Here is a 23100-nt window from a genome sequence, read left to right on the forward strand (position 1 = left end):
CTAGCGGAGCAGCCGGCCGGTGGTGTTGCCGGCCATGATATGCTCCACTTCGGCGGCCGTCACCAGGTTGACGTCGCCGTGGATGGTGTGCTTGAGCGCCGAAGCAGCCGTTGCGAAGGTCAGGGCCTCCTCTACCGTTGGGTAGTGCAGCTGCCCGTAGATGTAGCCCGAAATGAACGAGTCGCCGCCCCCGATGCGGTCCACAACAGGGTTGATGTCGAAGTACTGCGTCTGATGATACGCGCCCTCCACGTAGGCCATTCCCTTGATGCGCTCATGCGAGGCACTCTGGGTTTTGCGCCTGGTGGCAATAACCTGCTTGATCTGCGGAAACTGGGCAATCAGCTTTTCGCTCATCGACACGAAGCTATTTTCGGCCCCTTCGTCAGCCTTGATGCCGAACAGGTCGGCGGCGTCGCCTTCGGTGCACACCACCATGTCGCAGCCGGCCACCAGTTCGGGCATTACGTCCTGTGCTTTCTGGCCATACTGCCACAGGTTGCGGCGGTAGTTCACATCAGCCGATACCATGATGCCCAGCCGGCGGGCGGCCTGAATGGCTTCACGCGTGGCTTGAGCCGCCGAGGCCGAAATAGCAGGTGTGATGCCCGTCCAGTGCAGCCATTGCGCATTTTTCAGGATTTCATCCCAGTTGAACCACTCCGGCTGCAGGTTGGCAAAAGCGGAGTTGTACCGGTCGTACACGATACGGCTGGCACGAAGCGAGGCCCCCACTTCTAGGAAGTACAGTCCCAGCCGCTCGCCTCGGAACACACAGTGGCTCATATCCACGCCGTGGGACTGGAAAGCCTGCGCGGCCGCGTGGCCCACGGCGTTGTCCGGAAAGCAACCTACGTGTGCGGCGGGCATGCCCAGGTGCACCAGCGCGGCGCCCACATTGGCATCGCCGCCGCCGTAGGTGATTTCCAGCGAACTGGCCTGCGGAATGCGGTAGTGGAGCGGCGGCGAAAGCCGCATCATGATTTCACCAAAGGTGACAACTTGCTTCATCAGAGAGTGGTAACGTGAACGTCTGGCGGGCGTGTGCTATACCGTGGCGGCTTCGGCGGGCTTTGCTACCGCCTCAAAACCGAAGTACTGTTTGGCGTTGCCGTGGCAGATGTTCTGAATGATGGTGCCCAGCCCTTCCATGTCGGCCGGCAGTTCGCCGTTCTCTACATCGTTGCCGAAGAGGTTGCAGAGCACGCGGCGGAAATACTCGTGGCGCGGGTACGAAAGAAAGCTGCGCGAGTCAGTGAGCATGCCCACAAAGCGGCTCAACAGGCCCATGTTGCTCAGCGCATTGATTTGTTTCTCCATGCCGTCCTTCTGATCCAGAAACCACCAGCCGGAGCCGAACTGCACCTTGCCGGCCACGGAGCCGTCGTTGAAGTTGCCAATCATAGTGGCAATCAGCTCGTTGTCAGCTGGATTCAGGTTGTAGATGATGGTTTTGGCCAGCTTGTCCTGCTCGTCGAGGCGGTTGAGGAACTTGGACAGGGCGCGGCCCTGCGGGAAGTCGCCGATGGAGTCCCAGCCAGTATCGGGGCCGAGCTGGCGCAGCATGCGGGCGTTGTTGTTGCGTAGCGCACCCAAATGAAACTGCTGGGTCCAGCCTTTCTCCCAGTCCATTTCAGCCAGCAGCACCAGCATAGCCGATTTGAAGCGCAGCACCTCATCGGCAGTCAGCTCCTCGCCACTCCGGATTTTAGCGAAAATGTCGTTGCAATCCGACTCGGTGTAGTCGGCGGCGTAAATCTGCTCCAGGCCGTGGTCAGAGAGGCGGCAGCCAAGGGCGGCGAAGTAGTCATGGCGCAGGCGCAGGGCCGTTTGCAGGTCGTAGAACGTGCGGATTTCTACGGCGGCGGCTTCGCCGAGCTTATCGAGGTACTGATTGAAGCTAGCAGCGTCCTCTACGGCCATAGCCTTATCAGGACGGAACGTAGGCAGCACGCGCACCTCAAAACCACTGGCGGCCAGCGCGCGGTGATGTTCCAGCGAATCGGCCGGATCATCAGTCGTGCAGAGCGTTTCCACCTTCATGCGGCGCAGCAGGTTTTGCACCGAGTACTCCGGCATGCGCAGCTTCTCGTTGCACTGGTCATAAATGCGGCGGGCACTACCGGCATTCAGTAGCTCTGTGATGCCGAAGTAGCGCTGTAGTTCCAGGTGCGTCCAGTGGTAGAGCGGGTTGCGCACCGTCTGAGGCACGGTTTCGGCCCACTTCTCAAACTTCTCCCAGTCGGAGGCGTCGCCGGTGATGTAGCGTTCCGGGATGCCGTTGGCCCGCATGGCGCGCCACTTGTAATGGTCGCCGTAGAGCCAAATCTGGGTGATATTGTCGAACTGCTTGTCGCCGGCAATTTGGTCGGGCAGCAGGTGGTTGTGGTAGTCGATGATGGGCATGGCCGCGGCATACTCGTGGTAGAGTTGCTGGGCCGTTGCGGTCTGCAGAAGAAAATCTTCGTTCAGGAAAGGCTTCATAATCAAAGGGAATTATGACGGGCGGTACCCTCAGAATCGGGTGGGTGGTGGGTGGCTAAAGGTATTCAGACAGGAGCAGCTTCCGGCCGTTTTCCGTTGCTGGGCGGCTCTGTTCATGGAAACGCTTGCGGTAGGTGGGCTACGGAAATGATTCCGGGCTTACAGGCTCACGCCGCGCTTCCACGGAATAAAGTCCGTTTGGCCGTGGCGTACGGCGGCTACTTCCTCACCGCTGGCGACTCGGATGACGTAATCCAGAATCCGTTCCCCAGCCTGTTCAATGGTTTCCTCACCGTCGATAACGGTGCCGGTGTTCACATCAATGATGTCGGGCATGCGCTTGGCCAGCGCCGTGTTAGTGGCAATTTTTACCACGGGCGCAATGGGGTTGCCGGTGGGCGTGCCGAGGCCGGTTGTGAAGAGCACTACGTTGGCACCCGACCCTACTTCGGCCGTGGTAGATTCCACGTCGTTGCCGGGGGTGCAGAGCAGGTTGAGGCCCGGCTTCGTGACAGGCTCCGGGTAGTCGAGCACGGCTACCACGGGCGAGGAGCCGCCTTTGCGCGCCGCCCCAGCCGATTTCATGGCGTCCGTAATCAGACCGTCGCGGATGTTGCCGGGCGAAGGGTTCATATCGAAGCCGGAGCCGACAGCAATGGCACTGTCGCCGTAGGCCTTCATCAGGAAGCTGAACCGCTCGGCGGTGGCCGTATCCACGCTGCGGTCTACCAGTTCCTGCTCAACGCCACACAACTCCGGAAACTCAGCCAAAATAACCGAACCGCCCAGTGCCACCAGCATATCCGAAACGTGACCCACAGCAGGGTTGGCGGAGATGCCGGAGAAGCCGTCGGAGCCACCGCACTCCAGCCCGATGCACAGCTTGCTGAGCGGGGCCGGCTGGCGGGTTTGCTGGTTGGCTTGCATCAGGCCGGCAAAGGTCTGGCGCAACGCCATGCTGATGAGGGTTTCCTCGGTGCCCAGCTTCTGCTGCTCAAGCACAAACAGGGGTTTGCTGAAGTTGGGGCTGCGCTTGTCGATTTCGTCCTGCAGCATGCTCACCTGCGCGTTCTGGCAACCGAGGCTGAGCACCGTAGCACCAGCCACATTGGGGTGCGTAATGTAGCCAGCCAGCAGGCCGCAGAGCGTTTGGGCATCCTGCCGGATGCCGCCGCAGCCGCCTTCGTGCTGCAGGAACCGGATGCCATCCACGTTCGGAAACAGCTTAGGCTTCTGGTGGCCGTTTTCGGCGGAGTGCAGGTCGGTGGCCAGAATTTCTTCCACCGACTTGCCAGCCTGCATCAACGAAATCAGTTCCTGCGTCTGAGGCTGGTAGGATTTGCGGCGGGCGTAGCCAAGGTCATTCACGAGGGCTTCTTCCAGCACCTGAATGTTGCGGTTTTCGCAGAACACCAGCGGAATCACCAGCCAGTAGTTGGCCGTGCCTACGCTCCCATCGGCACGATGAAAACCCATGAAAGTGCGGTCCTGCCACTTGTCCACGCTAGGAGCGGCCCAATCGGTGCGGTGCTGGTGGTGCTCGTCGTAACTGTCGGTGGCGTGCCGGATGTTGCTGGTAGTCAGCAGCCCGCCTACTCCAATAGCGTCGTTGGCTTTGCCTACCAACACACCATACATGTGTACCGGGTCGCCGGGGGCCAGAAACTGCAGCGCCAGCTTGTGCTTGGCCGGAATTTTCTCGGTGGTTGTTACGGTGGTGCCTTCCCACGTCACGGGGGTACCAGCAGGCAGGTCCGCAAGGGCTACCAGCACGTTGTCCTGCGGATGAATTTTGGCTACCAGATGTTTCATGGCTTGGGGTGTTGTCTACTTTCTTGGCCGGAAGCTAGGCTCCGAATACGGTTCGAGTGTCCTGCACTCTCTGGCACAACGCTGGTGTTTGCGCGACCCAGGCAGGCTACACGCTGACAGTTCTGTTCATGGCTCGTACCAGCGTGGCATGCACGCCGTATTCCAGCATGTTTTCCAGGTAGCGGCTCACACTATCGGCGAAGCCCGGCAACGCCGACAAATCGTGGCCCCAGAGGTTCTGGTTGTGCAGCACCGTCCGAACCAGCGCGGCTGGCTCCAAACGGTTCCACAGCTCCGCAAAGTACCCGGCCTTCTCATCCTGAATTGGGTATTGTCCTCCCAGAGCCTCCCCGTACCATACGTCGCCCTGCTGGTGCGTACCGCGCATAAAGAGCAGGTAGGCGGCAAAGCCCAGCGCCATGTAGTGCGGTACTGCCTGCTGCTGTTTGTAGTAATGCAGCAGCGTGGCCACGTTGCGCATCTGCATTTTCATGGTGTAGTTCATGCTGATGGACAGCCACCGGTGCTCGATGGCGGGGTTGCGGAACCGGTCGAGCACCTGCATCCCAAAACGCTGCCCTACTGCTTCGTCTACAGCGTAGGGAATACCAGGGAGCAGGTCGGTCAGCATCAGGTGCTGAATGAAGCCGGCCATATTCTCATCCTCCATAGCCTCGCGCACGGTTGGGAAGCCCGCCAGAAAGGCCAGCGCGCAGCTCAGTGTGTGCGTGCCATTCAGCAGGCGCAGCTTCAGCTCGCGGAAGAGGTTGATATCCGGCTGCACAATCACGCCGGCATCTGCCTGCTCGAAGCTCAGAATCTGCTTTACCCGCTCGTCGCCCTCAATGGCCCAGAGCGTGTATACCTCCGACATCGTCAGCAGGTCATCCTGGTAGCCCAGCTGGCTGGCCAGGGCGGCCTGGGTGGCGGCGTCGGGGCGGCCGGGCACGATGCGGTCCACGAGCGAGTTGCAGACCTGGTTGGCGCTTTCCAGCCAATCGATAAAATCAACCTCGAGGGCATTGCGGTGGGCCAGCTCCAGCAGAATTCCTTCCAGCTTGGTGCCATTGTCCGGAATCAGCTCGGTAGGTACTATCACCAAGCCCTTGTCTTTGGCGCCCTCGAAGGCCTGATAGCGGGCCAGCAGAAACGCCAGCAGCTTGCCCGGAAACGACTGCGGCGGGCTTTGGCAGATATCGTCGGAGGTAAGCTGAATGCCAACCTCGGTGGTGTTGGAAATAACCACCTGCAGCTCCGGATTGGCGGCGCAGGCCATAATTTCGTCCCACTGGCTTTTGGCCGACAGCACCCGGCTGATGGCTGAGCACACCACGATTTCTTCTACTTCGCGGCCCGCTTCGATGCCGCGGATGCTGAGCGTATACAGGCCATCCTGGCGGCGAAACGCGTCAATGTCGCCGCCATCCGTGGATTTCACCACCACGATGCGGCCGTTGAAAATGCCCTGGCGGTTGGCTTTGTCGATGAGGTAGTCGGGCAGGCCGCGCAGCAGCACGCCTGTGCCGAACTGCAGCACCTTCTCCGGTAGCTGGAAATGCGCCGGCTGAGGCAGCGCTACGGAAGCAGTAGCGGTGGCCTGAGCTAGCAGTTGTTGGGATAGATGCGACATAACGTGTCTTACTTTATGCTGCCCGGCGCGGGGCTGGCGGTTTTGTTCCATTTTTGCTGCCAGCGCGGATACTCGCGGCTCAGGAGCTTTTCGGGCCATACACCGGCGTAGGCATAGCCTGTGCGGCGCTCATACTCAATGTCGGCCAACCGGGACATTGGCTTGGATTCGCGGCCCACGTAAATTGGCTGGTTGGTAGTCAGGTCATAGAAACGGGCCCAGATGGTGGAGCCGGCTTCCGGCACGATTACCCGGTCGAAGCCCTTCGGCTGCTTGGGGTCGGGCTGGTCCTTCACCGTGTAGCCGCTCAGCTTCACGGCCTCCAGCCAAGCCACGGCTGCCTCCACGGATTTCCGGATTTCCGGCGAAGGATTGTCGGTGTCCATCAGGAACCGGACGATGCCGACGGTTTCCATGCCGCTGAGCGAAGCCAGCTCGAAGGCGCGGGCTTTGGCCGGCAACAACGTTTTCTCGTCGTGCTGAGCGCACCAGGCCGTGAGTTTGCCGCGCTGCACATACTGCGTTTTCAGCATGCACGCAATGCCCAGGTCCACGGCCTTGGCAGCCGGTGCCGTCAGGCTGGCGTCCAGGGCGTCGAGGTCGTTGGTGCGGCGGCTCAGGTCGCGCAGAACCTGCAGGGCCTTCACCATGGCGTTGTCGTTGTAGGTAATCTGGTGGCGGTAGCCACTCTCATCGGGGTAGTACTGCGGAAAACCGCCGTTGGGATACTGCATTGCCAGCAGGTAGCGGATGCCTCTCTCGGCCGCGGCCTTGTAGGCAGGATTCTGCGTGGCTTTGTAGGCCTTGGCTAGATACCGGATTTCGCGGGTGGTGGCGTCGTTGTCGATGGTGGCGTCGGACTTGGCGGGGACCTTACGGGCCGCTGCCCGCTCGGCAGTCGTCAGCGGGTGGTCGTACTTCACTTTCACGTCGTCCAGGGCTTTGGGCCAGCCGCCCACGCTCCGCTGATACAGCAGCATCCGCTCAGCCACGCTGTCGATGGCTACGGGTGCTGTGGCCCCGGCAACTGCCGTTGCGGCGGCCATCGGCACCGTGGAAGCCTGAGTCTGGGGCAGCGTGGAATACCGGTCCTTCGCCGTAGGGTCATACGCGGGCAGGACCACCGTGGCAGGCTTGCCCGATACCGGAAACCAGCGCCCGCCAAACGTCCAGTCGGCTGTGATGCCGGAAGCTTTGGGCGCTCCGGCCGCCGTGCTCAGGTTGTTTTTGTGCCAAGCATAGTCGCCGCCTTTGCGGTGGCAGTTCTGGTAGTACACGCGCCGGCCCCACTGCTTCGCGCCCGGGCCCGAATTGGCCCAGTAGATGTCGGCGTCGGCCATGTCGCGCGAGAAGTTGCAGTTCACCAGATAGAACTGCGCTTCCCGGTGAAAGCGGCCCAGCTTGTAGCCGGCGTCGCCCTCGAACGAGCAGTTTTTGAGCACCGTTTTCGATTCCTGGTTGCCGGAGCCGTCGTGCCAGATGGCCGCCGACGTGTTGTGGCAGATGAAGCGGCAGTTTTCGGCGAAGGCCCAGCCCCGGGGGCAGTAGAAATCCACGCCGCCTTCCAGGGTGCAGTCTTTGAAGTAGTACAGGCCGGCATCCACGTCCCAGGGGCTCACGGTGTCGCCACCGAAGGCCCGCAGGGTGCAGTGCTTTACCGTCAGGCGGGTAGTGCCCGGCATCGTGCGCAGCGCCATCTGGTGGCCGTTTTTGCCGATGGTGCGTTTGCCGTTTGCGGCTGTGGCGCAGGGTATTTCCACATCACCCTTCGCCTCGAAGCCGTAGCTGTTGATGATGGTGAGGTTTTCGAGCGTGATATCCGGCGAGTTGCGCATGTTGAGCGTAGCCACGCCCCAGTCATCCTGGCCGGCTACCGGGTCACAGCGCCACTCGTCGCGGGCCTGGGCATAGGTCAGCACCACACCCTTTTCGCTCTGGCCCTTGAGCGTGATTTTCTGCTTGCCATCGAGCATCACCTTCTCGCGGTAGGTGCCATTCTTGATGTACACCGTGCGCGGCTTGGCGGCCTCGTTGGGCAAGCTGTTGAGAGCAGCCTGGATGGTCCGGAACTCCCCCGAACCATCCGCTGCCACCGTCACCTGCTGAGCCCGGGCTGAAAAGATCCCCATCCCCCCTATTCCCGCCAGCAGGAGCAGTAGTTTTCTCACTGTTTTCATATGATTAGTACCTCCCACTACGCCTACACAAAATCTTCCCGCATGGGGCTGAAGGCGTCCAGCAGAACGCCTTTTTCCACGCATACCACCCCGTGCACCACGTTGGAGGGCGCATGAAAGGTGTCACCGGCCTGCAGTACCCGCATCACACCATCGATGGTGACATTGAATATGCCGCTGACGATGTGCGTCATCTGGGTATGCACATGCCGGTGCGGCGCCCCGATGCTCCCCGCCTCAAACTCTACCTGCACCAGCATCAGCTGGCTGTCGTAGGTCAGCACCTTGCGGCGCACACCTGCACCCACGGTTTCCCAGGGTTGGGCGTCATCTTCCAGAAACAGGCGGTTTGAAGCGAGGAGCATATGCAGCGACTGGAGTTAGTAGCCGAAGTTCTGCACCAGGGCCGGGTCGGCTACCAAGGTGCTCTGCGGAATTGGCAGTAGCTCTTTGCCCTGGCCCGGTACGTACTCGGCGGCCAGGCCCGTGGCGGTACTGGTGGCGCTGGTGGTACCGAGCGTGTAGGTGGCGCCTGCTGGCCGGGTATTCGCAACGTACGCGGCATCAATTCCCTGGCGCCAGTTCACGCGTACCGTGCCGGTTGGGGCCGTGTTGGGCGTGGGCGAAGGGCGGTAGAACGAGCGGGTCCACTGCACGTTGCCGGCGGCCGGCGTGCGGTAGTACATGTACAGCGGCACATTCTGGTACGGAGCTTCGCCTTTGGCCAGCTTCTCGATGTTGGCTTTCACTTCGGCCAGCTTGGTGGCAAACAGGTTCCAGCGCAGCAAATCGTATTTGCGGATGGCTTCGCTGCCAAACTCCAGATACCGCTCGTTTACAAGCGCATCAAAGAAGCTGGCTTTGCTCGACAGGCTGAAGCCGGCCTGCGTCAGGGTGGCCTGGGCGCGGGGCTGGTTGCCGGCGAAGGCCCGGGTCCGGACCCGCAGCAGGGCCTCCTGGGCAACAGCCGTGGGGCCATTCAGCTCGTTTTCGGTTTCAGCAAACATGAGCAGCACATCAGCGAAGCGGATGATAGGCCAGTTGTAGCCCAGATAGTTGCTGCTACCCGTGAGCGGCGGGCTGTGCCAGTCGCGGCGGAACTTGCCATCGGTGATGGAGCCAAGCGCCACCCCCGACTGGAAGTTGCTGGTGCTGGCAATGCCGTAGGTCGTGATGGTCACGTCCCGACGGGTATCCGTCGAGTCGAAAGCGTAGAAGTACGTGGGCACGACCGTTACGGCACCCTGCGTGGAGCCATAAATGCCGGACGCATTCTGCAGGCGCGGGCCGTTGTAGTAGCCCAGCTTGCTGTCCGACACCGCCGTGGAGCCGGTCATGCCAACCTGGAAAATGATTTCGTTGGCACTTTCCGAACGTTGCTCGTTGATGCTCTTGAACACCTCCAGGAAGCTCGGGTTCAGGCTATGCTCGCTGGGGCGCGCCATCAGCTCCATGCATTCCTGCCGCGCAATGCGGTAGTAGTCGAGGTAGTCGGTGGGGCGGGTCATCTGGCTGCCTTTCAGCGAATAACCGCCGCGAAACAGCGCAATCCGGGCCCGCAGGGCTTTCACGGCACCTTTCGTGATTCGCTCACTGGCGGCACCGGCCCGGCTGCGCCACGGCACCAGCTTCTGGGCAAGCGCCAGGTCATCCACCAGCCGGGCCAGCGTGGCATTGCGGTCTGCGTTGGGCAGGTTGAAATCCTGGCCCGAAACCGACGGCGTGAACTGGGCCGGCACATCGCCCCAGTTGCGCACCAACTCAAAATAATACTGCGCGCGCAACGTCAGGGCCTCGCCGTGCAGGCGGTGCATAGCAGCCGTATCGGCCGCGCTGCCGCCGTTATACACCGGCGACAACGGAATCTGCTGGATGCAGATGTTGCTGCGCTCTACCCCCTGGTACAGCGTGTTCCAGGGGTTGGTGATTTCGCTGTTTGTCGAAAGAGCTTTGTAGCGCGCAATGCTGCGGCGGCCCCCGTCAGCGGCCCCAGCCGACCCAATCATTTCGTCGGAATCGTAGGGAAAATACATGCTGACGCGGGTACCATAGCTCTGGTCGCCCGACAGTGGGTCGTAGGCACCAATAACGGCGGCCGTGGAGCCGGCAAGGGTGCTGAAGGTATACTCGGTGGTGTTGAGCGCCAGGGGCTCCACGTCGAGGTAGTCTTTGCAGGAAGTGACCAGTCCGGCGGCACCCACCAGGGCGCCGGCTGCCAGCGCGGTCCGGAAAAAGAGGATAGGTTTCATGATACGGAGCGAGTGGGAATTAGAGAGAAAGGTTCACGCCAACCAGAAACGCGCGGCTACGTGGGTAGGCGGCGTAGTCTACGCCGGGCGTTAGGGGCGTGGCACGGCGGGTGTTCACCTCCGGGTCGTAGCCGGTGTACTTCGTGAACGTGTACACGTTGTTGGCCGTCACGTAGAAGCGCAGGTTGTTGATTTTGGCGCGCGTCGTGAGCGTCTTGGGCACGGTGTAGCCCAGCGTCAGGTTGTTGATGCGCAGGAACGAGCCATCTTCAATAGCCCACGAATGCAGGAAGTAGTTGCTGGTCGGGCGCCAGATGTTGGCCCCCTGGTTCACTTCGCGCAGGCGGTCCAGCGTCGTGATGGGCGCCCCGTCGGCTTCCACAATGCGGTAGCGCGAGGCCATGTCGTCCAGCACGTTGCTGAACACGGTGTTGGCCGTATTGGTCGTGAATTCTACTTTGTTGGCGTTGTAGATGTCGTTGCCCAGCACGAAGTTCAGGAAGATGCTGGCATCAAATCCTTTGTAGGTAAATTGCTGGTTCAGACCGCCCACCACTTTCGGGTTAGCATCCCCGATAACCGTCTGGTCCTGGTCGTTGATCAGGCCATCCCCGTTCATGTCCTTTAGCTTGAGCAGGCCCGGCTGAGCAGCCAGTCCGTCGGGGGTGCCGGCCAGCAGCCGTCCCGACTTCAGCACCCAGCGCTGCGAGGTAGCGTTGTAGCTCTCGAAGTCGTCGGCGGTGTAGTAGCCATCGGTTACGTAGCCGTACATCTGGCCTACTGGCTGGCCTACTCGCGCCACATAGTCGCGGGTGAGGGCCGTGCCGGCCCAGCCCGACGACAGGCCGGGCAGCTCCGCCAGGTTTTCGCCCAGGCTCTCGATGCGGCCCCGGTTGAAGGAGGCGTTGGCCGTGGCGGTCCAGGTGAAGTTCTCGTTGTTGACGATGTTGCCCGTCAGCTGCAGTTCCAGGCCTTTGTTCGACGTCGAGCCGATGTTCTGCGTCTGGGTGGTGTAGCCCAGGAACGCCGGAATGGTCCGGTTGATAAGCAGGTCGCTGGTGGTGTTGTAGTAGGCGTCGGCCGTGAACTGAATCCGGTTTTCGAGCAGCGCTAAGTCAATACCAATGTTGCGGGACGTGGTGGTTTCCCACTTCAGGTCCTTGTTGGCCAGGCGCGTGGCGGCCGAGCCCAGCACGATGGAGTGGTTGAGCGAGTACGGGGCGCTACCGGCCGAGTAAAGCTGCTTGCCCAGGAAGTCGCCGATGCGGTTGTTGCCGGCCTGGCCCAGGCTCAGGCGCAGCTTCAGGTCATTCACCACCGACACAGACTTGAAGAAATCTTCGCGCGAGATGCGCCACGCCACCGAAGCGCCGGGGAAGTAGCCCCAGCGGTTGCCGGGCTCATACTTCGAGGAGCCGTCGGCCCGGAACGTACCCGTAAACAGGTACCGGTCGTCGTAGGAGTAGGTAAGGCGGCCGAAGCCCGAGAGCAAGCGGTAGTCCTGCTCGATATCGGTCTGGGGCAATACCGGCTGGCTGGTCTGGCCGGCTGGCAGCACACCCTGATTGATGTTGGCCAGCGCCCGCTCCGCCGTAATATCCAGCGGCAGGAAGTTGGTCTGGATGTACTGGATGTTGTTGGTCTGCTGGTATATCTCCTCCCCTACCAGCACACCAATGGAGTGCAGCCCGGTTTTGAGGTTGTAGTCCAGCACGTTGGAGTTGTTCAGCGTGTTCTGAGCACCCGTCCGGATGGAGGCAGTCGGCAGGTTCTGGTAGTTACCGGCTGGCTGGCGCAGCAGCGGCGAATAGCGGCCGTTGAACGTGCCCAGATTCTGGTTGGTAATGTCGAAGCCGGCGGTGGAGCGGAACGTCAGGTTCTTCAGAATGTCGAAGGCCACCGTGCCCCCGATGTTGAACGTCTGGCGCTTGTCGCGGCGGTACTCGCTGTCGATGGCCAGCACGGGGCTTACCAGCGTGGAGATGGTGAAAAACTCGTCGTCGAACGTGTTCGGGTCGAGCACGGCACCCGAGAGGCGCGGCACCTGCAGCGGCTGGTACTGCACCGAGTTGCGCAGGCGCGACGTCGTGTTTGAGCCGGTCGTGGAAGTGCCCGCGCCGTTGGTCGTCTGGTCGTTGAAGCGCAGGTTCAGCCCCACCCGGAACCGCTCGGTGGCCTTGGTATCAAACCGGAAGTTTACCAGCTTCCGGTCGTAGTCGGAGCCGCGCTGGATACCATCTTCCTTGTTGCGCGTCAGGCTCAGCGAATACGTGGTGCCTTTCACCCCGCCCGCAACCGACACGTTGTGCGTCTGCTGGAAAGCATCCCGGCCAAACACCTCGTCCTGCCAGTCGATGAACGGCGCATTGCGTGCATTCACCAGCGTGTCGCTGTTGTAGTTGCTGCTGCCAAACAGGCTCCTGAAGTTGTTCAGGCCGCCGGTGCCCGTGGCGCCCGCCACAAATGCCCGCTCATACTGCAGGTTGAGGTAGTCCTCGGGCTTGAGTACGTTCAGCTTTTTGGCAATGCGGCGGAAACCAGCAAAGCCATTATAGCTCACGACCGTGCGGCCTTCAATGCCTTTTTTGGTGGTGATGATAACCACGCCGTTGGCACCGCGTGCACCGTAAATGGCCGTTGCCGACGCATCCTTTAGCACATCGACCGAGGCAATGTCCTGCGGGGCAATAACGCCCAGCGCGTTTTCAATCTGGATACCGTCAACTACGTACAGCGGCGAGTTGTCCTGGGTGATGGAACCACCACCCCGCACGCGCACCTGCACATTCTGGTTGCCAGGCGTTCCTTCCGCCGATGTCAGCTGCACACCGGCCAAACGGCCGGTCAGAGCTTCTGCCGCTGAGTTAACCGGAATGTCTTTGATCTGCTGCGAGTTCACCGACGACACGGAGCCCGTTACGTCGCGGCGCGGCACGGCCTGGTAGCCGATTACCACCACGTCGTCGAGAACTTTGCTGTCTTCGTTGAGGGTGATATTGAGGTCCGTTTTGCTACCCACTGCCACATCCTGCGACACGTAGCCGATGTAGCTTACGCTGAGCGTAGCGTTGCTGCCCTCGGGCAGGGACAGGCTGAAGCGGCCGTCGCCATCGGTAGAGGCGCCATTGGTGGTGCCTTTTACCACCACCGTTACCCCGGGTAGTGCTTCGCCCTTGTCTGATTTCACGACACCCTGCACGCGGCGCTGTTGCGCCCAGGCGGGGGCAGCTGCACACACCATGAGCGGCGCGAGCAACAGTAGTTTTCTTTTCATGATGTGTGGGAATTTGTGTGTGAAGATTCAGGAAGGTGCAGACCTAGCGCAGCTGGTCAATCGGGGCCGGGTCCATGTCGGTGTACTCGCGGTTTTCGCCGCCCATGCCCCAGATGAAGGTGTAGCCGGCCGTGCCGCAGCCCGAGTGAATGGACCACGGCGGGGAGAGAATGGCCTGCCCCTCGCCCACCCACAGGTGGCGGGTTTCCTGGGGCTGGCCCATCAGGTGCAGCACGCGCTGGCCCTGCGGCATGTCGAAGTAGAGGTAAGCTTCCATGCGCCGGTCGTGGGTGTGCGCGGGCATGGTGTTCCACACGCTGCCGGCGTGCAGCTGCGTGAGGCCCATCACCAGCTGGCAACTCTGGATGCCCTCGGCGTAGATGTACTTGTAGATCGTGCGCTGATTGGCGGTTTCCAGTTCGCCCAGCGTCACGGGCGTGGCCTCGGCCTGGCTCAGGCGAGTGGTAGGATGCGTGGCGTGAGCCGGCGTAGAAAGCAGGTAGAACTTAGCAGGCTGCGCGGCATCAGTGCTGGCAAAGCTGACCTCTTTCGCGCCTTTGCCCACGTACAGGCAGTCCTGGCGGCCCAGCTCATACGCCGTGCCATCCACCGTCACGGTGCCGGCGCTACCGATGTTGAGGATGCCCAGCTCCCGGCGCTCCAGAAAAAACTCAGCTTTCAGGTTCTCCGGATTCGGCAGCGCAATGGCGCCGGTGGTGGGCACCACGCCGCCCACCATCATCCGGTCGTAGTGCGTGTACACCAACTCGATTTCACCGGGCACAAACAGGTCTTCTATCAGGAAATTTTCCCGTAGCTGCTGCGTGTTCATTGCCGCTGTTTCGCGCGGCCCGATGGCATATCGTTGGTTCATCTGGAGCAAGAGAAAAGGGAGGTAGAGGTGAAAAAGCTAGCGGCCCATCCAGCCGCCATCGACGGTGAGGATGGTGCCGTGCACGTAATCGGAGGCGGAAGAAGCCAGAAAAACCGTGGGTCCCTGGAAGTCTTCGGGCGTGCCCCAGCGGCCGGCCGGAATGCGGCCCAGAATGCTCTGGCTGCGCTCGGGGTCTTGGCGCAGCGCCTCCGTGTTGTCGGTGGCAATGTAGCCGGGCGCAATGGCGTTGACGTTGACGCCGCGGCCGGCCCATTCGTTGGCCAGCGCCTTCACCAGCGAACCGATGGCACCTTTACTGGCCGCGTAGCCCGGCACGTTGATACCGCCCTGAAACGTGAGTAGCGAAGCGGTGAAAATGATTTTGCCGCTGCCCTGCGTGAGCATACGCCCACCAATAGCACGGGCAATGCGGAAGGGCGCATCCAGGTTGATATGCAGCACCTCGTCCCAAAGTTCGTCGGAGTGCTCGGCGGCCGGAGCGCGCTTGATGGTGCCAGCGTTGTTAATCAGAATGTCGATGCGCGGAAAATCCTGCTGCACCTTTTCTAAAAAGGCATCAACGGCGCCGCGCTGGCTGAAGTCGGCCTGGTAGGCCGTGAACTGGCGGCCCAGTGCCCGCACCTGCTGCTCGGTGTCGGAGCCGTGCAGGGCCAGCGAGGCCGATACGCCGATGATGTCGGCGCCGGCCGCGGCCAGGCCCAGGGCCATACCCTGCCCGATTCCGCGGTTGCAGCCCGTAACCAGGGCAACTTTACCGGTCAGGTCAAAGGCGGAAGATATACTCATGCAACAGGTGGGTTTATAAACTTTTCGGAGAATGCCAGTGTATCTTTCCTACACCGCAGCCATCTTCCACTCTTATAAGGTTATGCGTTACGGGGCCCAATCGGAAGAATAGCACAATGTTTATTCGTGCAAACGTTGTCGGGAACGTTGCCAACGCGCCGGTTGGCACACCCGAAAAATTGGATTGAAGTGAAATCGACCAGCTATTTCTATTTTCAGCCCCGGAACCCCGCCTGTCCCGCCGTTTGCGGTTGTTGCATTTTGGTAAGTCAGCCCTCACCCACCCGCTAAAGCACCCACCCGTTGGAAACTTTCACGATAAAAGACATTGCCCGCGAGCTGAACATTTCCACCTCTACCGTATCGCGCGCACTGCGGGGCTCTTATGAAATAAACCCCGAAACCAAGCGCCTGGTGATGGAGTGCGCCGAGCGGCTTAATTACCGCCCCAACCCCATTGCCCTGAGCCTGAAAGGCAGCGCCAGCCGCGCCATCGGGGTGATAGTGCCCCAGATTGCCAACTATTTCTTTTCGCAGGCCATCAACGGTATCGAGGCCATTGCCTACAACCGGGGCTATCATGTCATCATTTTCCAGAGCCAGGAATCGTATGAGCGGGAAGTAGCCAACGTGCAGCAGGCACTGTCGCGGAAGGTAGACGGGCTACTGATTTCGCTTTCCAGCGAAACCTCCGACGTGACGCATCTGCAGGAAATGCAGGACAAGAACGTGCCGCTGGTACTCTTCGACCGGGTTTCGCCGGAGCTGGAAGCCACGCAGATAGTAGCCGACAACTTCGGCGGGGCCTTTTCGGCCACCGAGCACCTGATTCAGTCGGGCCGGCGGCGCATTGCGCACCTCACCATTCAGCCCTGGCTCAGCATCACGCGCGAACGGCTGGCCGGCTACCGTGCGGCGCTGGAGAAATACGGCCTGGAATTCGACGAAACGCTGGTGCGCTACGGCACCTTCGGGCCCGATGAAGTGGGGCCGATGGTAGACGATTTGATGCACCTGGAGTCGCCGCCCGATGCCTTCTTCACGGCTTCTGACCGGCTAGCCGTGGGCTGCCTGCAGGCCCTGCGCCAGCGCAAGCTGCAGATACCAGAAGACGTGTCGCTGATTGGCTTCACCAACCTCAACGTGGCTGACCTGCTAGACCCGTCGCTTAGCACGGTGGTGCAGCCGGCCACCGAAATCGGGCAGGTAGCGGCCGAGCGGCTCATCGACCTGATTGAGCGCAAACACCGGGCGCTGCCCATCGAAACGGTTAAGATTCCGACTGAGCTGATTGTGCGCGCCTCTACCCGACTGGCCGGGCAGCAGCAGCCCCTGAGCGTCGCGCACACCTAGCCTTTCCGCGCTGACTATCCTTCACAAAAAACGCGCTTCGCAGCCGGGCCCATTCACTCTCTGGGCCTTATTGGCAGCGAAGCGCGCTTTGTTTAGCGGCCTGACTGTTGCAGCAGCCAAGTCGCTATGTCTTTGGCGGCGCTGAAGTTCTCGAACGAAGCCGGAATCTTGCGCCCATCCACATATTCGTTGTAGAGCCACGGGTCGCCCACGGCAAACACGGTGCCCTTGCCTACTTTGGCCGTCGCAATGACGGTGTGCTCTCCCATCTTCACGAGCGGCGTGGCCGGCGCTTTCAAATCTAGCGGCGCCAGTTCCTTGATGTAGGCCGATTTCGAGGTTTTGAATACCGGCGTCCCGGCCGGAATTGTCACGCGGCCCTGCTCGAACTCACTGCCCTTCACCATATTCAGATTGAGTGGCTTGAACTGCATGCCGAAGGCCGCAGCCAGCGTGTTGAAGCGCGGAATTTCGCAGTTGCTCGTGTCGTTGGCCATCAGTACCAGCGTGCCGCCGTCTTTCACCCATTTCGTGAGGGCCTGCACGTCGGCGGGCTGTACGAAGTTGGGCTTTGCGGTTTCCTTTTTAGTGTCGGGGTCGACGATGATGTAGACGTCCACGCCTTTCAGCGAGGCAGCCGTGGGGGCCGTGCCAATGGTGGTGGTTTTAGCGCCCAGGTCGCGGAACTGCTGGCCCCAGAAGTAGAAGCCGCCGTGCGTCCGGTCGTTCCAGGTGTAGTGCCAGGCTTCCTGCTGGCCGCTGAGCTTGCTTTGGCGCAGCTCATGGTTGAAATAGTTGTCAACGGCCACGGTTTTGCCGTTGCCGAGGCGGCTTTCGGCGGCTACCTCCATTTCGATGCTGGCCAGAATGAACGGCCCCACTCCTTTCAGGTCGTTTTTGCGCAGCGGCTCGGAGAGGTAATACTCGAAGCTGCCGTCGCGGTAGGGCTTGCCGCCCAGCCCGCCCACGCTCACCGTGCCGTTGAAGGCCAGCGCGCCGCTTTCTTCGGCCACGAAGGTCTTCAGCAGACCGTCGTAGCCTTTGCGGGCCACATCAGCGTACTTTTTATCGAGGTAGCCCATGCGCGCGCCCTTCTGCAGGAAATACACGAACATGCTGCTGCCCGAAGCCTCGGCATAATTGCCTTTGCGCGAAGCCTGGTCCACGACCAACGACCAGGTGCCGGTTTTGGCGTCTTGGTACTTGGCCAGCACCGGCGCGAGGCGTTGCGCTGCTTTCACCAGCATAGGGCGTTGCGGGTGGTTCTGCGGGAAATAGTCCAGCACATCTACCAGCGCCATGGCATACCAGCCCATGCCCCGGTCCCAGAAGTTGGGGCTCTGGCCGGTGGTTTTGTTGGCCCACTGCTGCTCCCGGCTCTCGTCGTAGCCGTGATATAGCAGGCCGGTTTTGGGGTCCACGAGGTTCTTCTCAATCAGCGCGAACTGCTTGGCCACGTCATCGAAACCAGCGGGCTGGTTGAAAACCTGGCTGTACTCGGCGTAGAATGGCTCAGCCATGTACAGCCCGTCGAGCCACATCTGGTTGGTGTAGATTTTCTTGTGCCAGAAGCCGCCCGCGTTGGTGCGCGGCTGCCCATCGAGCTGCTTACGCAACAGCTGCGCGGCTTTCTGGTACTTCTCAGCCTGCGGCACCGACATCTGGCCCAGCGTGAGCAGCACGTGGCCAGTGGTCAGGTTGTCGAGGTTGTAGTCTTCGAGCTTGTAGGTGCGGATGGTGCCGTCCTTCTGCACAAACTGGTCGAGGTCCTTCTGGATGTAGGTGAAGTAGCGCGCGTCGCCGGTGCGCTGCCACACCCGCTCCAACGCCTTCAGCATCAGGCCCTGCTCATAGTCCCAGCGGGCCGTTTTGCGGTTGCCAATCAGGATTGAATCCGGATGCCAGCTGATAAACGCATCGGTCATGCGCTGCGACATAGGCCGGGCGGCGGCTGGCGCAGTTTGGGCCTGGGCAGACAGCGAGGCAGCGAGTAAGCAGGAAAGCAGGAAGGGGCGGAAGGACATGGATGGGAAGTTTTGTTCTCTTGAACGTTATGCTGAGCTTGCCGAAGCATCTCTACCGCTTCACCTGAACGTCATTCCGAGCCTGCGAGGAATCTCGCGTGCTGGTATTTGGAATGACAACCGCTCCATAGCCCAGGGTTTAAACCCTGGGCTAGTGAATCGTTCAGGCAAAGCGGTAGAGATGCTTCGGCAAGCTCAGCATGACGATTAGTTAAGCAACGTCAGCACGCGAGATTCCTCGGCAAGCTCGGAGTGACGTTCTATTTTGTTAGTTATAGCTTGCTTACCGTCACCGTTTTTTTGGCCACCTTCTCGCCCATTTCCACGCCTTTTTTAGCGGATTTGGTATCGGTGTTGCGCAGTACCACGGCTTTGCTGCGGGCGCCGGTTACGCGCAGCAGCAGCTCGGCACCGGGTGTGTAGCGCAGGTTATCGAAGCTGATGTTGCGGCTGTTCTGGACTTCCAGCACGGGCTTGGTTTCGTTGGAGAGCAGGGTCACGTTTTTCAGACGGATGCCGTCAGCTTCCTGGCACACCATGCCTTTGTTGCACTCCAGCACCGTATTTTCAATTTCGACGTTCTGCACTGCCATTTCGGGCAGGCCACGCACCAGAATGCCGGTATTAGCGCCCTTGCACGTTACGTTGGTGATGCGGAAATTCTTGAACTGCGGAGTGCCTTCTCCCAACGGTTCGGCCTTAATTTCGGGGATGCCATAGGCTTCGCCGTTCACCTGCACTGGGTCTTTGGCGGCGTAGTACATATCGAACAGAATGGCCTCGCCGGCAATGTCGGTCATGTCCACGCCGTCCACGAAGATGTTCTCGACCACGCCGCCCCGGCCGCGGGCCGTCTTGAAGCGCAGGCCTACATCGGTGCCCATAAAGGTGCAGTTGCTCACGTACAGGTTGCGGGCGCCGCCCGACATTTCCGAGCCAATCACGAAGCCGCCGTGGGCGTGGTACACTTTCGTGTCGCGGATGATGAAGTTTTCAGTAGGCACGCCGCGCTTGCGGCCCTCCGCGTCGCGGCCCGATTTGATGCAGATACCGTCGTCGCCGACGTCAAACGTGCAGCCTTCCACCAGGCCGTTGCGGCACGATTCCAGGTCGAGAGCATCAGTATTTTGGCCATACCACGGGTTGCGGGCCGTCACGTTGCGCAGCGTGATGTTGTCGCAGAGCAGCGGGTGGATGGTCCAGGCCGGAGAATTTTGGATGGTAAAGTCTTCGAGCAGAATCTGCTTGCAGCGCTGCAGACTCAGCATATTCGGCCGCAGGAAATCTTTGAACTCGGCAAACTTGCTGAAGTCCGGCTCCTGACCGGCGGTCAGGGTCCAGGGCTTGTTGAGCGTAGAGCCTTTGAATGAGCCGGCCGTGGGGTACCAGGTCGTGCCTTTCTCATCTACCACCCCACCCGATTTCACCAGCTTCTGCCACTGACCTGGGTTCAGCTTCTCCTTCTTCACCATGCGCCACGCGTCACCGGCCCCATCAAAGGTGCCTTCGCCGGTAATGGCAATGTTTTCGAGGTCGTAGCCGTAAATCGGCGACTGATTGCGCACGGCGTCTTCCCCTTCCCAGTTGGTTTTGAGCAGTTGATAGTCGGCGAGGTTGCTGCTGAACTGCACCAGCGCGCCGCGCTGCACGTGCAGGTTCACGTTGCTTTTCAGCTGAATGGGCCCCGTGAGCCACAGGCCGCGTGGCACCAGCACCACCCCGCCTTTCTGGCTGCAGGCGTCAATGGCTTTGCGGAAGGCTTCGGTATTGAGCGTCTGTCCATCCGCTACCGCGCCATACTTCACGATGTTGAACGTGTCCTTATTGAAGTAGGGCTGCAGCACCACCGGCAGGTCGAAGGCATACTTGCCAGCGAAAGCCAACGGCTTCAGGTTGGCGGCAAGGCCCAGGTTGAGCTTCTTGACATCCTGCGCTACCAGTTGTGCCACCCGCTCCGCACCATAGGCCGAGAAATGGGTGTTATCGAGCTTAGTGTTGTTGGCGCCGTTCTGGTAGCTCCAGAACAGCGGCTTGGTGCCTGCGTCGCCGAGCTGGCTGTACATGGCCCAGCTGGTTTCGTGCAGATCAATCAGGGGTACTTTCTGGGTTTTAGCTACCTCCTTCACCACTCCGGGATACTCGCCGTGGTCATCCTTGCGCTTGCCAGCCTCATCAAAGTATCGGCGTCCAACAGGCGTCAGCAGTACCGGGTTGGCCCCCTTGGCACGAGCTTCCTGCACGTAGCGGGTCAGATTCTGGCGGTAGGCGGTCTGAGGCGCAGCGTAGCGGGCGGTGTCTTCTTTCTTAGAATCGTTGTGGCCGAACTGAATCAGCACCCAGTCGCCAGGCTTCAGCTGCTCCAGCACTTTGGCCCAGCGGCCTTCGTGGCGGAAGTTGCGGGTGCTGCGGCCGTTCATGGCGTGGTTTTGCACGACCACGCCATCCTCAAAATACTGTTTGAAATACATGCCCCAGCCACGCTCAGCCTTGTCCAGCGGCTTGTCAGACATGGTGGAGTCGCCAACGAGGAAGATGGTAGGCTTGCGGCTGTCGGCAGCTGGGCGGAAGGCCAGCAGCAGCACGGCCAGGAATACAACACAGAGCTGTTTCATACGGGTGGGAATGGCAGGAGGCGGCACGATAAGTGGCTTCCAGAAAAGCAGTATTCCGGGAAGCTGCTGCCACCAAGGGCAGTAGACTGGTTGTTAAGGTTAACCGAATAGTTGGCTGACGCTGCACCATCCAGCCGCAATTTTTGTGCAATCGTTATCGGGAACGTTGCCATGCCCCCATTACCAGGGCCCGGATTGAGTTGGCAAATGCATTTTCTGCCAGCAAAAGGCTCTTTTTAAGTTACGGGTTGATGAGGCTCTTACTCACCGAAATTGCACTCTACTCATCTGCTTCTGCGCCGCAACAGTATCTGAGCAAAGTGACTCATCTTTGCGGCCTGATGCTTTGTTTCACACGTTATCCAATGCTAGCTGATGAAGGCGCTGCTTCTAATTGATATTCAAAACGATTTTGTGCCTGGTGGAGCACTGGCAGTGGCCGGTGGCGACACCATTATTCCGTCGGTAAACCGGCTGCAGCTGCATTTCGGGCTGGTGGTAGCTACCCAAGACTGGCACCCGGCTGGCCACGGAAGCTTCGCCAGCAGCCACCCGGGCCGCAAGCCCTTCGAGCAGACCGAGCTGCACGGCCTGCCCCAAACCCTCTGGCCCGACCACTGCGTGCAGGGCACACCCGGCGCCGACTTCCACGCCGCTTTGGACCAGCACCGCATTGAGGCCATTTTCCGTAAAGGCACCAACCCCGCAATAGATTCCTACAGCGGATTTTTCGACAACGGCCACCGCAAAAGCACCGGCCTGGCTGACTACCTGCGGGGGCGCGGCGTGACGCAGGTGTATCTGGCCGGTCTTGCCGCCGACTATTGCGTGTATTTCTCTGCCAAAGACGCTTTACAGGAAGGTTTCGAGGTGTGCTTCGTCGAGGATGCTGCCCGTGCCATTAGTGCCGACGGCTACCAGCAGGCCCGCACCGACCTGTTGCAGCGCGGTGCCCAATTCGTGACCGTAGCGGAAGTAGTCCGGTAGCATCAGGACCGTTTCTGAGCCACTACAGAGTACACCATCGGGAGCTTGCCAGGCAGGTGTCGGAGCCGGTACTGCCGTTCGCCGGTTTGTTCCAGCTCGGCAAAGCAGTTGTAGGGCGAGTAATCATACTCCTCGAATTGCTCAATTTCCAGTCCCTGTTTGAGCAAAGCACCCAGCACCTCGCCCAGGCTATGATTCCAGGATACGGAGGTGGTTTGTATGGGCGCGGTGCGGTCGGCGTAAGTGCCGGTTTCGGTTTCCGTAATGGTTTCGCGGTTGAAGTAAGAGTACTCCACGCGGGTGAAATTGGCGTCAAACATCCAGACTACCGGGTGAAACTCGACCAGCACCAGCCGGCCGCCGGGCTTCAGGAAATGGGCTACTACGGCGGCCCAGCGGTCCATATCGGGCAGCCAGCCCAGCACGCCATACGTCGTGAACACGACATCGAATTGCTGCTGCAAATGTTCCGGCAAGGCATACACATCGGAGCAGATAAACCGGGTGTCTAGGCCGAGCTGTGTTGCCAGCCGGCGGGCTGTATCTATAGCTTTATCCGATAGGTCTACGCCTGTTACGTGCGCGCCCATCCGGCTCAACGACATGGAATCCTGCCCGAAATGACACTGCAGATGCAGGATGTGCTGCCCGCTGATGTCGCCCAACAGCTCCATCTCAATGTTGTTCAGCGAAGATTCACCCGCCAGAAAGCCAGGCACGTTGTAGAATTCTGACTGCACATGGTACTCGGTTTTGGCATTCCAGAGGCTCCGGTTCAGGGCAGCGTAGTTGGCAGGATAGTCGGGCATATACCGGT

15 protein-coding genes are annotated in these 23100 nt (G+C 60.5%); 2 read left to right on the forward strand and 13 right to left on the reverse strand.

All coding sequences use genetic code 11. The annotated features are described in order from the left end of the window. The 10 genes from IC231_RS09240 to kduD all read right to left on the reverse strand — a co-directional run bounded on the left by IC231_RS09240 (position 1) and on the right by kduD (position 15307). A complete protein-coding gene (locus tag IC231_RS09240; RefSeq protein ID WP_211538968.1) occupies positions 1-1011 on the reverse strand; it encodes a sugar kinase in 1011 nt (336 codons plus the stop codon). A gap of 36 nt (positions 1012-1047) precedes the next feature. Next, positions 1048-2484 carry a glucuronate isomerase gene (gene uxaC, locus IC231_RS09245; RefSeq protein WP_190784245.1) on the reverse strand — a complete coding sequence of 479 codons (1437 nt, stop codon included), beginning with the start codon at positions 2482-2484 and terminating at the stop codon, positions 1048-1050. A gap of 159 nt (positions 2485-2643) precedes the next feature. Then, the gene (locus IC231_RS09250) at positions 2644-4296 is read right to left on the reverse strand and encodes a UxaA family hydrolase (RefSeq protein ID WP_190784246.1); all 1653 of its coding nucleotides are present in this window, start codon (positions 4294-4296) and stop codon (positions 2644-2646) included. Positions 4297-4402: 106 nt separating this feature from the next. Beyond that, positions 4403-5926: a tagaturonate reductase gene (locus IC231_RS09255; protein ID WP_190784247.1), complete on the reverse strand. Its 1524-nt coding sequence runs from the start codon at positions 5924-5926 to the stop codon at positions 4403-4405. A gap of 8 nt (positions 5927-5934) precedes the next feature. Further along, positions 5935-8055 (reverse strand): pectate lyase, encoded by a 2121-nt coding sequence (pelA, locus tag IC231_RS20025; RefSeq protein WP_211538969.1) that lies wholly within the window; start codon positions 8053-8055, stop codon positions 5935-5937. 71 nt (positions 8056-8126) lie between these two features. Beyond that, a complete protein-coding gene (locus IC231_RS09270; RefSeq protein ID WP_190784248.1) occupies positions 8127-8468 on the reverse strand; it encodes a cupin domain-containing protein in 342 nt (113 codons plus the stop codon). Between the two features lie 15 nt (positions 8469-8483). Beyond that, the gene (locus tag IC231_RS09275) at positions 8484-10352 is read right to left on the reverse strand and encodes a RagB/SusD family nutrient uptake outer membrane protein (protein WP_190784249.1); all 1869 of its coding nucleotides are present in this window, start codon (positions 10350-10352) and stop codon (positions 8484-8486) included. Between the two features lie 19 nt (positions 10353-10371). Next, on the reverse strand, positions 10372-13626 hold the full coding sequence (locus IC231_RS09280; protein WP_190784250.1) for a SusC/RagA family TonB-linked outer membrane protein: 3255 nt from the start codon (positions 13624-13626) through the stop codon (positions 10372-10374). A 43-nt stretch (positions 13627-13669) separates the two neighbouring features. Further along, complete coding sequence (kduI, locus tag IC231_RS09285) at positions 13670-14500, reverse strand: 5-dehydro-4-deoxy-D-glucuronate isomerase (RefSeq protein WP_190784251.1); 831 nt, start codon at positions 14498-14500, stop codon at positions 13670-13672. 36 nt (positions 14501-14536) lie between these two features. Next, on the reverse strand, positions 14537-15307 hold the full coding sequence (gene kduD, locus IC231_RS09290) for a 2-dehydro-3-deoxy-D-gluconate 5-dehydrogenase KduD (RefSeq protein WP_190784252.1): 771 nt from the start codon (positions 15305-15307) through the stop codon (positions 14537-14539). A gap of 303 nt (positions 15308-15610) precedes the next feature. Here kduD and IC231_RS09295 point away from each other — a divergent pair, with 303 nt between their 5' ends. After that, positions 15611-16660: a LacI family DNA-binding transcriptional regulator gene (locus tag IC231_RS09295; protein WP_190784253.1), complete on the forward strand. Its 1050-nt coding sequence runs from the start codon at positions 15611-15613 to the stop codon at positions 16658-16660. A gap of 92 nt (positions 16661-16752) precedes the next feature. Here IC231_RS09295 and IC231_RS09300 read toward each other — a convergent pair whose 3' ends face one another. Continuing rightward, positions 16753-18684, reverse strand: a complete 1932-nt coding sequence (locus IC231_RS09300; protein ID WP_190784254.1) for a DUF4350 domain-containing protein — start codon at positions 18682-18684, stop codon at positions 16753-16755. A gap of 272 nt (positions 18685-18956) precedes the next feature. Beyond that, positions 18957-21296, reverse strand: a complete 2340-nt coding sequence (locus IC231_RS09305) for a glycosyl hydrolase family 28 protein (RefSeq protein WP_190784255.1) — start codon at positions 21294-21296, stop codon at positions 18957-18959. A 375-nt stretch (positions 21297-21671) separates the two neighbouring features. Here IC231_RS09305 and pncA point away from each other — a divergent pair, with 375 nt between their 5' ends. Further along, positions 21672-22283: a bifunctional nicotinamidase/pyrazinamidase gene (pncA, locus tag IC231_RS09310; protein ID WP_190784256.1), complete on the forward strand. Its 612-nt coding sequence runs from the start codon at positions 21672-21674 to the stop codon at positions 22281-22283. A gap of 2 nt (positions 22284-22285) precedes the next feature. Here pncA and IC231_RS09315 read toward each other — a convergent pair whose 3' ends face one another. Continuing rightward, on the reverse strand, positions 22286-23092 hold the full coding sequence (locus IC231_RS09315) for a class I SAM-dependent methyltransferase (protein ID WP_190784257.1): 807 nt from the start codon (positions 23090-23092) through the stop codon (positions 22286-22288). Positions 23093-23100 lie beyond the last annotated feature (8 nt).

Source organism: Hymenobacter duratus, from assembly GCF_014698995.1.
Taxonomy (GTDB): domain Bacteria; phylum Bacteroidota; class Bacteroidia; order Cytophagales; family Hymenobacteraceae; genus Hymenobacter; species Hymenobacter duratus.